Origin of the sequence: Ideonella aquatica, from assembly GCF_018069755.1 — a bacterium.
In the GTDB taxonomy this organism is placed as follows: Bacteria; Pseudomonadota; Gammaproteobacteria; order Burkholderiales; family Burkholderiaceae_C; genus Ideonella; species Ideonella aquatica.
The window spans coordinates 10,017-24,809 of sequence record NZ_JAGQDE010000004.1 but is presented as its reverse complement, the minus strand read 5'-3'; the positions used below and the strand labels follow the sequence as shown (position 1 = coordinate 24,809).

At 69.4% G+C, this 14,793-nt stretch carries 5 protein-coding genes; 4 read left to right on the top strand and 1 reads right to left on the bottom strand.

The genetic code is table 11. The features are described from left to right. Nucleotides 1-7: 7 nt before the first annotated feature. Nucleotides 8-700 (bottom strand): fumarylacetoacetate hydrolase family protein, encoded by a 693-nt coding sequence (locus KAK06_RS06435; RefSeq protein ID WP_210801113.1) that lies wholly within the window; start codon nucleotides 698-700, stop codon nucleotides 8-10. 71 nt (nucleotides 701-771) lie between these two features. Here KAK06_RS06435 and KAK06_RS06430 point away from each other — a divergent pair, with 71 nt between their 5' ends. The 4 genes from KAK06_RS06430 to KAK06_RS06415 all read left to right on the top strand — a co-directional run bounded on the left by KAK06_RS06430 (nucleotide 772) and on the right by KAK06_RS06415 (nucleotide 14,750). Beyond that, nucleotides 772-1,317 (top strand): NUDIX hydrolase, encoded by a 546-nt coding sequence (locus KAK06_RS06430; protein ID WP_210801112.1) that lies wholly within the window; start codon nucleotides 772-774, stop codon nucleotides 1,315-1,317. Continuing rightward, the gene (locus KAK06_RS06425) at nucleotides 1,317-3,587 is read left to right on the top strand and encodes a type I secretion system permease/ATPase (protein ID WP_247652700.1); all 2,271 of its coding nucleotides are present in this window, start codon (nucleotides 1,317-1,319) and stop codon (nucleotides 3,585-3,587) included. The genes KAK06_RS06430 and KAK06_RS06425 overlap by 1 nt, the downstream gene beginning before the upstream one ends. Nucleotides 3,588-3,589: 2 nt before the next feature. Then, complete coding sequence (locus tag KAK06_RS06420) at nucleotides 3,590-5,080, top strand: HlyD family type I secretion periplasmic adaptor subunit (RefSeq protein ID WP_247652699.1); 1,491 nt, start codon at nucleotides 3,590-3,592, stop codon at nucleotides 5,078-5,080. Between the two features lie 238 nt (nucleotides 5,081-5,318). After that, the gene (locus KAK06_RS06415) at nucleotides 5,319-14,750 is read left to right on the top strand and encodes a cadherin-like domain-containing protein (RefSeq protein ID WP_210801111.1); all 9,432 of its coding nucleotides are present in this window, start codon (nucleotides 5,319-5,321) and stop codon (nucleotides 14,748-14,750) included. Nucleotides 14,751-14,793: the final 43 nt, after the last annotated feature.

The following is a 14,793-nucleotide window of genomic DNA, read 5'->3' as shown; positions in this document are numbered from 1 at the left end:
CGCCCCGTCAGTCCACCACCACCGACAGCCCGCCCAGGCCGTCGATCTGCATGTCCATGCGGTCGCCCGAGAGCACCGCGCCCACGCCGGCCGGCGTGCCGGTGTAGATCAGGTCGCCGGGCTGCAGCACCCAGGCCTGGCTCAGCACCGAGATGGTTTCGGCCACGCTCCAGATCAGCTGCGACACATCGGCCTGCTGGCGCACCTGGCCGTTGACGCTCAGGCTGATTGCGCCCTTGAGCAGCTCGCCGGTGGCGCTGATCGGGTGGATCGGGCCGATCGGCGCCGACTGGTCGTAGGACTTGCCGATGTCCCAGGGCCGGCCCTGCTTCTTCATCTCGTTCTGCAGATCGCGGCGCGTCATGTCCAGACCGCAGGCATAGCCGAAGATGTGGCGCGCGGCCTGTTCCACCGGGATGTTGGCGCCGCCGGTGCGGATCGCCACCACCAGCTCGGCCTCGTGGTGCAGGTTCCTTGTCTGCGTGGGATACGGGATGTGACCCACGCTGCCCGCGGCCACCGGCACCACCGCATCGGCCGGCTTCATGAAGAAGAACGGCGGTTCGCGGCCGGTGGCGCCCATCTCGATCGCATGGTCCACATAGTTGCGGCCGACGCAGTAGATGCGATGCACCGGAAAACCCCGGCCGTCGCTGGTGGGCACGATGACCGGTGCGGCCGGCGGAAAAATGACGTCCATGGGCGGGTTCTCTCGCTCGTGAGGGCTGCAGATCCGTCGATGATGCCATGCGGGCCGCTACACTCGGTGACATGTGGGCCGCCCGAATCATCCAGCACTGCCGCGCCTGCGGCGCGCCCACCCAGTACCAGGTACCGGCCGACGACAACCGGCCCCGGGCCGTCTGCAGCGCCTGCGCCCTGATCCACTACGAGAACCCGCTGAATGTCGTGGGCACCGTGCCGGTCTGGGGCGAGCAGGTGCTGCTGTGCCGCCGCGCAATTGAGCCGCGCCACGGCCTGTGGACCTTGCCGGCCGGCTTCATGGAACTGGGCGAAAGCACCGCCGAGGGCGCGCTGCGTGAAACGGTCGAGGAGGCCGGCGCGCGCGTCGAGCTCGACGGCCTGTTCACCGTGCTCAACGTGGTGCGCGTCGGTCAGGTTCACCTGTTCTACCGCGCCCGCATGCTCGACACCCACCTCGATCCCGGCCCCGAGACCCTGGAGGCCCGCCTGTTCCGCGAGGACGAGGTGCCCTGGGACGAACTGGCCTTCCGCACCGTGCGGGAAACCTTGACCCGATTCTTCGACGACCGCCGTCGGGGTCAATTCGGCGTCCATTGCTCCGATATCGCCTGATGACGACCTCTTCGCCGCCCGAGCCCACCATGCCCGACCCCGCGACTCCCGCGCCCACCCCGACGCCAGCCGCCGCGGCCCCTGCCCCGGTGGCCGCAGCGCCCCGCGCGGTCAGCGGCCGCCTGCCGCCGCCTGGTCAGCGCGAGGATCTGCTCACGCCCGACCCGCTGCTCGACTGCCTGATCGAGATCTGCCGCCTGCACGGTCACAGTGCCACCCGCGCCTCGCTCAGCGCCGGCCTGCCGCTGGGCGGCCAGGGCCGCCTGACGCTGGATCTGGCCGAGCGGGCCGCGGCACGGGCCGGCATGTACACCCGGCTGGAGCGCCAGCAGGTGCAGGCCATCGACGCCGCCGCGCTGCCCGCCATCCTGCTGCTGAACGAGGACAAGTGCTGTGTGCTGCTGGGCTGGACCGAGGCCGGCGACGCCCGTGTGCTGCTGCCCGAGACCGGCCAGGGGGCGGTGCAGCTCAGTGCCGAGCAGCTCAACGAGCGCCACCGCGGCCTGGTGCTGTACGTGCGCCCGCATTTCCGCTTTGACGAGCGCGCGCCCGAGGTGCACGACCGCGGCAAGGGCCACTGGTTCTGGTCGGCGCTGCTGGGCCAGCGCCATGTCTACCGCGACATCCTGCTGGCCGCCAGCCTGGTCAATGTGCTGGCACTGGCGCTGCCCATGTTCACCATGAACGTCTACGACCGGGTGGTGCCCAATGCCGCCTACGAGACGCTCTGGTCGCTGGCCGTCGGCGTGGTCATCGTCCTGCTGGCCGACCTGCTGCTGCGCAAGCTGCGCAGCCACTTCGTCGACGAGGCCAGCGCCCGCATCGACGTCGAGCTCAGCGCCCGCCTGATGGAGCAGGTTCTGGGCATGCGACTGGAAAAGCGGCCGCAGTCGGTGGGCTCCTTTGCGTCCAACCTGCGCGGATTCGAGACGGTGCGCGATGTCATCGCCTCGTCCACCGTGACGGCGCTGATCGACCTGCCCTTTGCGGCCCTGTTCCTGCTGGTGATCATCGTCATTTCACCCTGGCTGGCGATCCCGGTGCTGTTGGGCTTCCTGGCGGTGCTGGCCGCCGGCTGGGCGCTGCAGGACAAGCTGCAACGCCTGTCGGAGTCCACCTACCGGGCCTCGGCGATGCGCAACGCCACGCTGGTGGAGGCGCTCACCGGCATCGAGACCATCAAGGCGCAGGGCGCCGAGGGCGTGATCCAGTCGCGCTGGGAGAAGACCAATGTCTTCCTGGCCAGCACCTCGGTGCGCATGCGCGGCCTGTCGCAGGGCGCCGGCTACCTGACCAACTTCGTGCTGCAGCTGGTCACGGTGTGCATCGTGGTCATTGGCGTCTACCTGATCGGCAACCGGATGCTGACCATGGGCGGTCTGATCGCCTCGTCGATGCTGGCCAGCCGGGCGCTGATGCCTGCCGGCCAGATCGTCGCGCTGCTGATGCAGTACCAGGGCGCCCGCACCGCGCTGGCCGGCCTGGACGAGATCATGAAGAACCCGGTCGAGCGCCCCGCCGGCAAGGCTTACATCCACCGCGCCAAGCTGCGGGGCGAGATCGAGTTCCGCGGCGTGTCCTTCGCCTACCCGGGCCGTGACGACAAGGCCCTGGACAAGATCAGCTTCAAGGTCCAGCCCGGCGAGCGGGTGGCGGTGATCGGCAAGGTGGGCTCCGGCAAGTCCACGCTGCAGCGCCTGCTGATGGGCCTGTACCAGCCCACCGAGGGCGCGGTGCTGATCGACGGCATCGACCTGCGCCAGCTCGACCCCGCCGACCTGCGCCGCAATGTGGGCTGCGTGTCGCAGGACGTGATGCTGTTCTTCGGCTCGCTGCGCGACAACATCACTTTCGGCCTGCCCTACGCCGATGACGGCTCGATCGTTGCCGCCGCCGAGCTGGCCGGCCTGGGCGAGTTCATCAATCGGCATCCGCACGGCTTTGACCTGAACGTGGGCGAGCGCGGCGAATACCTCTCGGGCGGTCAGCGCCAGAGCGTGGGCCTGGCCCGCGCCGCGCTGCACAACTCACCGGTGCTGCTGTTGGACGAACCCACCAGCGCCATGGATTTTTCCACCGAGGCCCAGATCACCCAGCGCCTGGGCGAATTCACCCGCGAGAAGACCGTGGTGCTGGTCACCCACCGCACCTCGCTGCTGTCGCTGGTCAGCCGGGTCATCGTGGTCGACGGCGGCCGTGTCGTGGCCGATGGCCCGCGCGACCGCATCATGGAAGCGCTGCAGAGCGGCCGCATCGCGAGGGCGGCATGAGCATGAGCGAGCAAGACACCTCTCCCCCGTCCCCCGGCGCCCCGACGCCGGCAGGCGCCGCCGCAACCCCTGCAGCGCCCTCGGTCACCGTGACGCCACCCGCCAAGCCGGCATCCGCCCGGCGCAAGCAGGGGCAGGTCTGGAACGCGCTGAAGCAGATCGTCCTGCCGCCGCCGGCCGGCACGGCCGTGATGCCCGGCATGGACGCCTTCGAGCGCACCGTCGAGAGCGTCATGTCACGCCAGTCGACGGCGCGCGCGCAGCACCTGGTGCGGGTCACCGCGATCACGCTGGCAGTGCTGCTGACCTGGGCCGCCATTGCCCAGGTCGACGAGGTCACCCGCGGTGACGGCAAGGTCGTGCCCTCCAGCCAGTTGCAGGTGCTGCAGGCCCTGGACGGCGGCGTGGTCTCCGAGATCAAGGTGCGCGAAGGCGATGTGGTCGACGCCGGCCAGTTGCTGCTGCGCATCGACGAGACCCGCGCCACCTCGGGCGTGCGCGAGGCCAATGCCCAGGGCTTTGCCTTGCAGGTGCGGGTGGCGCGGCTGCGCGCCCAGGCCGAGGGATCCAGCTTCAAGCCACCCAGCGGCAAGGATGCCGAGGACGAGCACATCATCGAGGAAGAGCGCCGCCTGTACGAGTCACGCATGAGCGAGCTGTCGACACTGGTGTCGATCAACCGCCAGCAGGTGATGCAGCGCCAGCAGGAGCTGTCCGAAGCCCAGGCACGCCGCTCGGCCGCGCTCCGCGGGCTGGAACTGGCGCAGCAGGAACTCAACCAGACCCGGCCGCTGCTGGCCACCGGCGCGGTCTCGCAGGTCGATGTTCTGCGCCTGGAGCGCGACGTCACCCGCAACCGCGGCGATGCCGAAGGCGCCGCCGCCCAGATCGCCCGCGCCCAGGCCGCGATCGGCGAGGCCAGCCGCAAGGTCCAGGAGACTGAGCTGCAGTTCCGCAACGAGGCCCGCAAAGAACTCTCCGAGGCCCTGGGCAAGCTCAATGCGCTCAATGAAGGCAAGGTGGCACTGGACGACAAGGTCGACAAGACCCAGGTCAAGTCGCCGGTGCGCGGCCGTGTGCAGCGCCTGCTGGCCAACACCGTGGGCGGCGTGGTGCAGCCCGGCAAGGACATCGTCGAGATCGTCCCGCTGGACGACACCCTGGTGCTGGAGGCGCGGGTGATGCCGCGTGACATCGCCTTCCTGGTGCCGGGCCAGAGCGCGAACGTCAAGTTCACCGCCTACGACTTCTCGATCTACGGCAGTCTTGAAGCCAAGGTCGAGAACATCAGCCCCGACACCGAAGTCGACGAGAAGGGCAATGCCTTCTACGTCGTGCGCGTGCGTACCCAGCAAGCCAGCTTCGGTGACCAGTTGCCGGTGCTGCCGGGCATGACGGCCGAGGTCGACATCCTGACCGGTCGCAAGACTGTGCTGTCTTACCTGCTCAAGCCGATCATCAAGGCTAAAGCTTACGCACTGCGCGAACGATAAGACGGACACCAGGCAAGCCGCTCACCGTGGGCGGCGGGTGTCCAGCGTCTGACGACGCACCCCCAGGCGACCTGTCCGGCCGGCGCATTGGCGTCGGCGGCTGCGCCGCCCTGCTCCACGGTCTCGGATCGGCCTGGTCGGTCAGATCGCTTCGGCGATCTGCCTGGATCACGCCACGCGCGTCCGGTGCGCCGATCACGGTCGGCCGCTGGCGTCCACCGACCCTGGAGCCCCGCTCATGTCCGATCACGCCAAGCCTGCTTCCCCCACCCCTGCCCACACCCTGAAGTCGTCCGCGGTCGTCCACAAGGCGATCCAGGTGGTGCTGGGAGCCCCGCTGCCGGCCAAGCTGGCCGCCCCTGCGTCGACAGGCGCGGTTCAGGCGCCGACTGGTGACGCCACGCTCAAGTCCTCCGATGCCGTGGCGCGCAGCGCCAAGCCGGTGGATCTGCTGGCCAAGGTCGATCTGCCGGGGACGCGCAGCACGGCGCACGCCAACCCGGCCAAACCCGGCCCAGCCACGGCCGACAAGGCGATCAAGGCACTGGACGCCGGTGATGCTGACAGCGCCCCGGCGGCGGGCGACGGCGACGCCTTGCAGGCCGGCCTGCGGGTCGACCGCGTGGTGGAATCGGTGACGCCGGCCAGCCTGGCGCTGAGCCCGCTGAACGGCGCCCCGATCGCAGTGCGTGACGAGGAACAGGGACCTGACCTGGCGACGGCCTCGGCGGCACCGGACACGGTCAGCGTGGCCGAGGACGGCTCGGTCAGCTTCGATCCCCGCACCAATGACAGCGGCACGCTGGGCGGCACGCTCACCGTGACCACCGTGGGTGGCCAGCCGATCAGCGCGGGCAGCCCGCTGGTGCTGCCCCAGGGCACGCTGTCGCTGAACCCGGACGGCACGCTGAGCTTCAAGCCCGCGCCTGACTTCCATGGACAGATCACCCTGCCCTATACCGTGGTCGACGACCAGGGCCAGACCGTCGGCTCGACGATCACGATCACCGTCACGCCGGTCAACGACCCGCCGGTGCCCGGCACCGAGCCCGGCGACGACGGCACGCCGGTCGCCGACCCCAATGTCGACCCCGACACCGGCCACTACACGGCCCGCACGCCCGAGGACACCGCTGTCGCAGGCCAGGTCAAGGCCACCGATGTCGATGGCGACACGCTCAGCTTCCGACTCGATGACGGCCCCACCCACGGCAGCGTGGTCGTGAACGAGGACGGCACCTGGACGTACACCCCAGGGGCGGACTACAACGGCGAGGACAGCTTCACCGTGATCGTTGATGACGGCCACGGTGGCACCGCGATCGCCACGGTCGACATCACGGTCGATCCGGTGAACGACCCGCCCCAGGTGGGCCCGGACCCCGATCCCAGCTACGACCCCGCCACCGGCCACTATGCCGAGCGCACGCCCGAAGACACGCCCGTCAGCGGCCAGGTCAAGGGCTCCGACAAGGATGGCGATGCGCTGACGTTCCGCCTCGACGACGCCCCCACCCACGGCAGCGTGGTGGTGAATGCGGACGGCACCTGGACCTACACCCCCAGCACCGACTACAACGGCCCCGACGCCTTCACCGTGATCGTCGATGACGGCCACGGCGGCACCGCCATTGCCACGGTCGACATCACCGTCGACCCGGTCAACGACCCGCCCCAGGTGGGCCCGGACCCCGACCCCAGCTACGACCCGTCCACCGGCCACTATGCCGAGCGCACGCCCGAAGACACGCCCGTCAGCGGCCAGGTCAAGGGCTCCGACAAGGACGGCGATGCGCTGAGCTTCCGCCTCGATGACGCCCCCACCCATGGCAGCGTGGTGGTGAACACGGACGGCACCTGGACCTACACGCCCAGCGCCGACTACAACGGCTCGGACGCCTTCACCGTGATCGTCGATGACGGCCACGGCGGCACCGCCATTGCCACGGTCGACATCACCGTCGATCCGGTCAACGACCCGCCCCAGGTGGGCCCGGACCCCGACCCCAGCTACGACCCGTCCACCGGCCACTATGCCGAGCGCACGCCCGAGGACACGCCCGTCAGCGGCCAGGTCAAGGGCTCCGACAAGGATGGCGATGCGCTGAGCTTCCGCCTGGACGACGCCCCCACCCATGGCAGCGTGGTGGTGAATGCGGACGGCACCTGGACCTACACGCCCAGCGCCGACTACAACGGCTCGGACGCCTTCACCGTGATCGTCGATGACGGCCACGGCGGCACCGCCATCGCCACGGTCGACATCACCGTCGATCCGGTCAACGACAACCCGCTGGCCACCGACAACAGCTACGCGGTGATCGAGGACACCCCCATCACCGGCAACGTGCTGACCGACGGCACCCCCGACAGCGACCGCGACGGCGACGCGCTCAGCGTCACCGGCTTCCGTGTCGACGTCAACGGCGATGGCGTGGCCGAGTCCTTCGCCTCCGGCCAGACCGCCACCCTGATGGACGCCTCCGGCCAGGCGATCGGCACGCTGCTGATCCGCGCCGATGGCAGCTTTGACTTCAATCCGGCCACCAACTACAACGGACCGGTCCCCACCATCACCTACACGATCAGCGACGGCCACGGCGGCAGCGACAGCGCCAGCGTCGTGCTGGGCCCGGTGCGGCCGGTCGACGACTCGCCGCGCGCGGTGGACGACACGGCCAGCACGCCCGAAGACCTGCCGATCACGATCAACGTGCTGGGCAACGACGCCGACCCCGATGCGGGCGACACACTGACCATCACCCGCGTGGAGGGTCAGGCCATCGGCGAGGGCCAGAGCGTGGCGGTGGCGCACGGCAGCGTGATGCTCAGCGGCGGCCAGCTCATCTTCACCCCGGCCAAGGACTACGTCGGCCCAGTGGACTTCAGCTACAGCGTCAGCGATGGCCGCACCGAGGTGCCGGCCCAGGTGCATGTGGAGGTCACGCCCGTCAATGACGCCCCGGTGGCGGTGGACGACGCACTGACGGTGGCGCCCAACGGCGTCGGTCAGATCGACGTGCTGGCCAATGACAGCGACCCCGACAACAGCCTGTCCGAGCTGAAGGTCACGCAGATCAACGGCCAGGACGTGGTGGCGGGCGACCGCCTCACGCTGACCGACGGCGCCGGTACCGTGGTTGGCACCGTCGGCCTGACCGCCGACGGCAAGCTGGAGTTCCGTCCCGCTCAGGACTACAACGGCCCGGTGCCAGCGGTGACCTACACCGTCCAGGATCCGGATGGACTGCAGGACGTGGGCACAGTGCAGTTCAGCATCGGCGAGAACCGGGGCCCCAGCGCCGTGGATGACAGCGGCAGCACCAGCGAGGACAGCCCGCTGGTGGTGGACGCCGTGCGTGGCGTGATTCAGGGCGTCGGCGCCGACAGCGACCCCGACCACGACACCCTGACCGTGCAGGGCTTTGGCGTGGGCAGCAGCACCACCGCGCCCGGTGGCAGCGTGGCCGGTGACTGGGGCACGCTGACACTGCGCGCCGACGGCTCCTACACCTTCACCCCCAACGCCGCCGCCCAGGCCCTGGGCACCGGCGATGCCGCGCAGGACACCTTCACCTACACCATCGTCGACGCCGCTGGCAACACCGACACCGCAACGCTGACCATCACGGTCAACGGCGTCAACGACAGCCCGGTGGCCGGCGATGTCAGCGGCGTCACGCCGTTTGACCAGCCCATCACCGTGGACCCGATCGCCAACTCGAGCGACCCCGAGGGCGATCCGCTGCACATCACCAGCGTCGATGGCCACCCGGTCACGGTGGGTGTGCCCATCACCCTGAGCGACAGCCTGGGCCACCCGATCGCCACGGTCACGCTGGGCGCCGACGGCCGCCTGACGGTGGACCCGGTGCCGGGCTTCACCGGCCCGCTGGACTTTGACTACCTCGTGGCCGACCCGCAAGGGGCCAGCGACACCGGCCACGCCCACATCACGGTGGGCCCGAACACGCCGCCGGATGCGCGCGACGACGTGGTCTCGATGAACGAGGACACCACCGTCACCTTCGACCCCCGGTCCAACGATCCCGACGTGGAAGGCGACGCGCTGACGATCACCCAGATCAACGGCCGCGACGTCCAGCCGGGCGACAGCGTTGTCATCACCGAGGGCACGATCAGCGTCAACGCCGACGGCACCCTTAGCTTCACACCCAACGCCAACTACCACGGCGGCCCGATCAGCGTGGGCTACACCGTCAGCGACGAGTTCGGCGGCTCGGACAGCGCCACCATCCGCATCACCGTGGCACCGGTCAATGACCCGCCGGTGGCGCGGGACGACGCCAACGACCAGGTCTGGGAGGACCGCCAGGCCAGCGGCAACGTGCTGGACAACGACAGCGACCTGGACGGCGACGCGCTCAGCGTCACCGGCTTCAGCGTCGACACCAATGGCGATGGCGTGGCCGAGGCCTTCACGCCCGGCCAGACTGCCACCATCGCTGGCGTCGGCAGCCTGCGCCTGGACGCCGACGGCGCCTATGTCTTCACCCCGGCCGCCGACTACAGCGGCCCGGTGCCCCTGGTCGGCTACACGATCAGCGACGGCCACGGCGGCCAGGACAGCGCCACGCTGAGCCTGGGACCGGTGCGCCCGGTCGATGACTCGCCGCGCGCCGTCAACGACAGCGCCACCACGCCCGAGGACACGCCGATCACGATCAACGTGCTGGCCAACGACCGCGACCCCGACGGCGATGCCATGAGCATCACCCACGTCAACGGCCTGGCGATCAGCGAAGGCACCTCGGTCAGCGTGGCCCATGGCCAGGTGACGCTGGTGGGTGGCGAGTTGCGCTTCACACCCGAGGCCAACTACCACGGCCCGGCCAGCTTCACCTACACGGTGACCGACGGCCATACACCGGTGGATGCGCGTGTCGACGTCAACGTCACACCGGTCAACGACGCCCCGGTGGCGGTAGACGACGCCCTGACCGTGGCCCCCAATGGCCGCGGCGCGATCGACCTGATCGCCAACGACAGCGATGTCGATGGCGATGCCCTCACCCTCACCCATCTCAACGGCCAGCCGGTCGCCGTGGGCAGCGTGATCAGCCTGGTCGATCCCGGCACCGGCCAGGTCGTCGGCACGGTCACCGTGCTGAGTCTGGACGGCCGCGTCGAGTTCGCCCCGGCGCGGGACTACAACGGCCCGGTGCCGGCGATGAGCTACACCGTCAGCGATCCGTCGGGCACCGCCGATGTGGGCCAGGTCGATTTCCGCATCGGCCCGAACAGCGCGCCCACCGCGCTGGCCGACGCCCAGTCGACCAGCGAGGACACGTCCGTCAGCGGCAACGTGCTGGGCAACGACAGCGACCCCGAGGGCGATACCCTGCAGGTCAGCGGCGTGGCCTTTGGCGGCAGCAGCGGCACGGTGGGCCAGGCACTGGCCGGCCAATGGGGCAGCCTGACCTTGCGCGCCGATGGCAGCTACAGCTTCCAGCCCAATGCTGCAGCACAGGCTCTGGACGACGGCGAGAGCCGCCTGGACCCGTTCAGCTACACCATCGTCGACGCCGCCGGCAACACCGCCACCGCCACGCTGACGATCACGATCAACGGCGTCAACGACGGCCCGGCCACGATCGACGTCAGCGACACCACGCCCTTCGACACCCCGGTCACCGTCAACCCGCTGGCCGGCTCGACCGACCCTGACGGCGACCCGCTGTCGATCACCCAGATCGATGGCCGCGCGGTGCAGGTGGGCGTGCCGCTGACGCTGAGCGACGGCACCACCGGCGCCACGATCGGCACCGTCACACTGAACACCAACGGCACGCTGACCTTCGACCCGGTGCCCGGCTTCGCCGGCCCGGTGGACTTCACCTACACCGTCAGTGACGGCAGCACCGGCGTGCAGGGCACCGCCCACATCACGGTGGGCCCGAACGCGGCGCCTGATGCGCAGAACGACGTCGTGCGCATGGCCGAGGACACCACGGTCACCTTCGACCCGCGCTCCAACGACACCGACCGCGAAAGCGATGCGCTGACGATTACCCAGATCAACGGCCACGACGTGGCCCCTGGCGACGTGGTCGTGCTGAGCGAGGGCCGCCTGACGGTCAACGCCGACGGCACGCTGAGCTTCACGCCCAACGCCAACTACCACGGCGGCCCGGTCACGGTGCAGTACACCGTCAGCGACACCTACGGCGGCTCCGACACCGCCACGGTGGCCATCACCGTCGACCCGGTCAATGACGCCCCGGTGGCCACCGACAACAGCTACGCCGTCACCGAGGACACGCCGCGCAGCGGCAATGTCCTGACCGACGGCGTGCCTGACAGCGATGTGGACGGCGACAGCCTCACCGTCACCTCGTTCGCCATCGACACCAACGGCGACGGTGTGGCCGAAAGCTATGCCGCCGGCACCACGGTGACGATCAGCGGCGTCGGCTCATTGGTCGTCAACGCCAACGGCCACTTCACCTTCACCCCGCTGCCCAACTACAACGGCAGCATCCCGGGCGCCACCTACACGATCAGCGACGCTCACGGCGGCAGCGCCACCGCCCAACTGACCCTGGGCCCGGACATCATCGACGTCAACGACGCCCCGGTGGCCACCGACAACAGCGGCACCACGCCCGAGGACCAGTCCCTGGCCGGCAACCTGCTGACCGACGGCACAGCAGACAGCGACCTCGACGGCGATACGCTGTTGGTGGCCAGCTTCCGCGTCGACACCAACGGTGACGGCGTGGGCGAGAGCTTCGCGGCCGGCAGCACCGCCACGATCGATGGCGTGGGTACGCTGCGCATCGACGCCAATGGCGACTACAGCTTCAGCCCGGCCGCCGACTACAGCGGTCCGGTGCCGGTGGCCACCTACACCGTCAGCGACAGCCATGGCGGCTCGGACACCGGCACGCTGACGCTCAATGTCACCCCGGTGGCCGACACGCCCCTGGTGAGCCTGACCGTGGGCGAACCCTTGCTGACCTCGACGCTGATCGACGTCAACAACGCCACCAGCACTGGCCAGGGCTTCAGCGTCCAGGCCTTTGCGGTGGACGGCAGTGCCAGCACGGTCAGCCACTTCGGCAATCGCAATGGCGTCCTCGGCTTCGGCGTCAGCGGCGGCGACAACGAGGAAATCGACAACGTCGGCGGCGCCTCGGAAAAGCTGGTGGTCAGCTTCGACCAGGCCATCTCCGATGCGTCGGTCACGCTGGCCTTCCTGCACAACACTGAAAAGGCGCGCTATACCCTGTACGACGCGGCGGGCCGGGTGGTGGGGACCGGCCTGATCAGCGGCCTGACGGATATCGTCGATCCGACCTTCAAGATCAGCGCCGACGGCGGCCAGCCGTTCAGCCGCATCGAGTTCACCGCCCCGGGCGCCTCGGACGGCGGCAGCGCGGTCGACGACTTCCTGGTTCACTCGATCAGCTACACCACGGCCGGCAGCTACCCGGTCAGCCTGAGCGTCACGCCCACCGATGTCGACCACTCCGAGAGCGTCAGCTCGGTGCTGCTGCGCGTGCCCACCGGTGTGACCCTCTCGGCCGGCACGGACAACGGCGACGGCACCTGGACGCTGCCGCTCGACAGCCATGGCAGCTACCAGGTGGCGATCGACCCGGTGACCCATGGCGTGTCGATCACCGGCCTGACGATGACCGTGCCCACCTCGGTGCCGGCGCCGGTCAGCGTGACCGTGGTCGGCACCGTGCTGGACGGCGCCAGCAGCGCCCAGGGCAGTGCCAGCGCCACGGCCCCGGGGCTGGATTCGGTGGTGCAGTTGCGCGACGACAGCGGCGCCACGGTGGAGGACGCCAGCCGCCTGTCCGGCAACACCCTGGCCAACGACACCCAGGGCGCCGACCTCACGGTGACCAGCTTCACGGTGGCCGGCCTGGGCAGCTTCCAGGCCGGGCAGACGGCCACCATCGCGGGCGTGGGCACGCTGACGATCGACGGCGAGGGTCTTTACACCTTCGTGCCGGTGTGGAACTGGAGCGGCGCGGTGCCCGACATCACCTATGTGGCGACCAACCCGACCGGTGACAGCGCCGTGGCCCACCTGAGCCTGAGCGTCCAGGCGGTAGCCGACACGCCGGTCTTGACCGTGACCTCGCCTGCGGACGCGCCCGCCGTGGTCTTCACCAACAGCTGGGAAGCCAACGTCAACAGCGACAACACCAGCACGGCCAACCAGGTGACCCCTTTCGAGGGCTGGACCCGCCTGGACAGCCCCGATGCCACCACCGGCGGCACCAACGCCTTTGAGGTGTGGAGCAACCAGGACAGCCAGCAGCGCCAGGACAGCAACTACAACACCGTGGTGGCCGCAGCCGGCAATGGCGATGACTTCCTAGAGCTGAACAACGCCACCTCGCTGGTCCAGACGCTGGGCATCACGCGCACCGTCAGCACCACCGCTGGCGCGGTGTACGAGTTGTCGTTCGACTATGCAGGCCGGCCGGGCTTCGATGGCGCCTACACCACCTTCGGCGTCTACCTGGACGGCAAGCTGGTGGCTCAGTACAGCGCGACCAGTCCGATGGGCTACATCGACTGGAAGAACCTGAAGTTCCGCTTCGAAGGCGACGGCAGCGACCACACGCTGACCATCCGCACCGACGCCACGGCCTTCAATGACGCCGGTCGCGGGGCCTTCATCGACGACGTGTCGCTCACCAGCCTGGGCAGCGGCGTGGTCAAGGGCAATTCGGGCAGCTACACCGCGGTCGACCTGTCCAGCCACGTTCAAGGCCAGCTGGTGGACACCGACGGCTCCGAGTCCCTCAGCTACACCTTCTCGGGCCTGGCCGCCGGCTCGGTGATCGTCAGCAGCACCGGCACGCACACCGTGGGCACCGACGGCAAGATCACCATCGCGGCCTCGGAGCTGGACAGCGCCGAGCTGCGCCTGCCCACCTCGGTCAGCGGACACGTGGATATCGGTGTGGTGGCCACGGCCACCGAGGCAGCCAACGGCTCGGCCGCCAGCTCGGCCTCGCAGACCCTGTCGATCAACGTGGTCAACACGCTGAACGACGTGGACATCGGCGGCGAGAACCTGAACAACCTGTTCGGCACCACCGCGGCCAACAACCAGGCGGGCACCACCGGCGCCGACCGGTTTGTGGGCAGCGATGGCAACGACACCCAATCGGGCGGCGCCGGCAACGATGTGCTGGATGGCGGCACCGGCAACGACTCGCTGCTGGGTGGTGAGGGCGCCGACACCTTGTGGGGCGGCAGCGGCAATGACGTCATGGACGGCGGCAACGGCTCGGACACCTTTGCCTGGACCCTGGCCGACCGCGGCGCCACCGAGTCGGACACGATCGTCGGCTTCAACGCGGCTGCAGCCGGTGCCGGTGGCGACATCCTCGACCTGCGCGACCTGCTGGTGGGCGAGTGGGTGTCGGGCACCAGCAACAACCTGCAGAACTACCTGGACATCGACACCACCAGCACCCCGGGCACCACGGTCATCCACATCAGCTCGACCGGCGGCTTCGCCGGCGGTGTCTATGACCCGGCCGCAACCGACCAGACCATCACGCTCAGCAGCATGAACCTGCGCACCGACTTGGGGCTGGGTGCCAACGCCACCGACGCCCAGGTGATTCAGGAGATGCTCAGCCGCAGCAAGCTGATCGTCGACACCGGCGGCTGATCGCCACCATCCGGCCATCGGCCCAAGGGGCCTCCCACGCGGG

What these genes read in the sequence shown, in the direction of transcription:
- KAK06_RS06435 (WP_210801113.1), bottom strand. Translation starts at nt 700, where the DNA reads ATGGACGTCATTTTTCCGCCGGCCGCACCGGTCATCGTGCCCACCAGC.
- KAK06_RS06430 (WP_210801112.1), top strand. Translation starts at nt 772, where the DNA reads ATGTGGGCCGCCCGAATCATCCAGCACTGCCGCGCCTGCGGCGCGCCC.
- KAK06_RS06425 (WP_247652700.1), top strand. Translation starts at nt 1,317, where the DNA reads ATGACGACCTCTTCGCCGCCCGAGCCCACCATGCCCGACCCCGCGACT.
- KAK06_RS06420 (WP_247652699.1), top strand. Translation starts at nt 3,590, where the DNA reads ATGAGCGAGCAAGACACCTCTCCCCCGTCCCCCGGCGCCCCGACGCCG.
- KAK06_RS06415 (WP_210801111.1), top strand. Translation starts at nt 5,319, where the DNA reads ATGTCCGATCACGCCAAGCCTGCTTCCCCCACCCCTGCCCACACCCTG.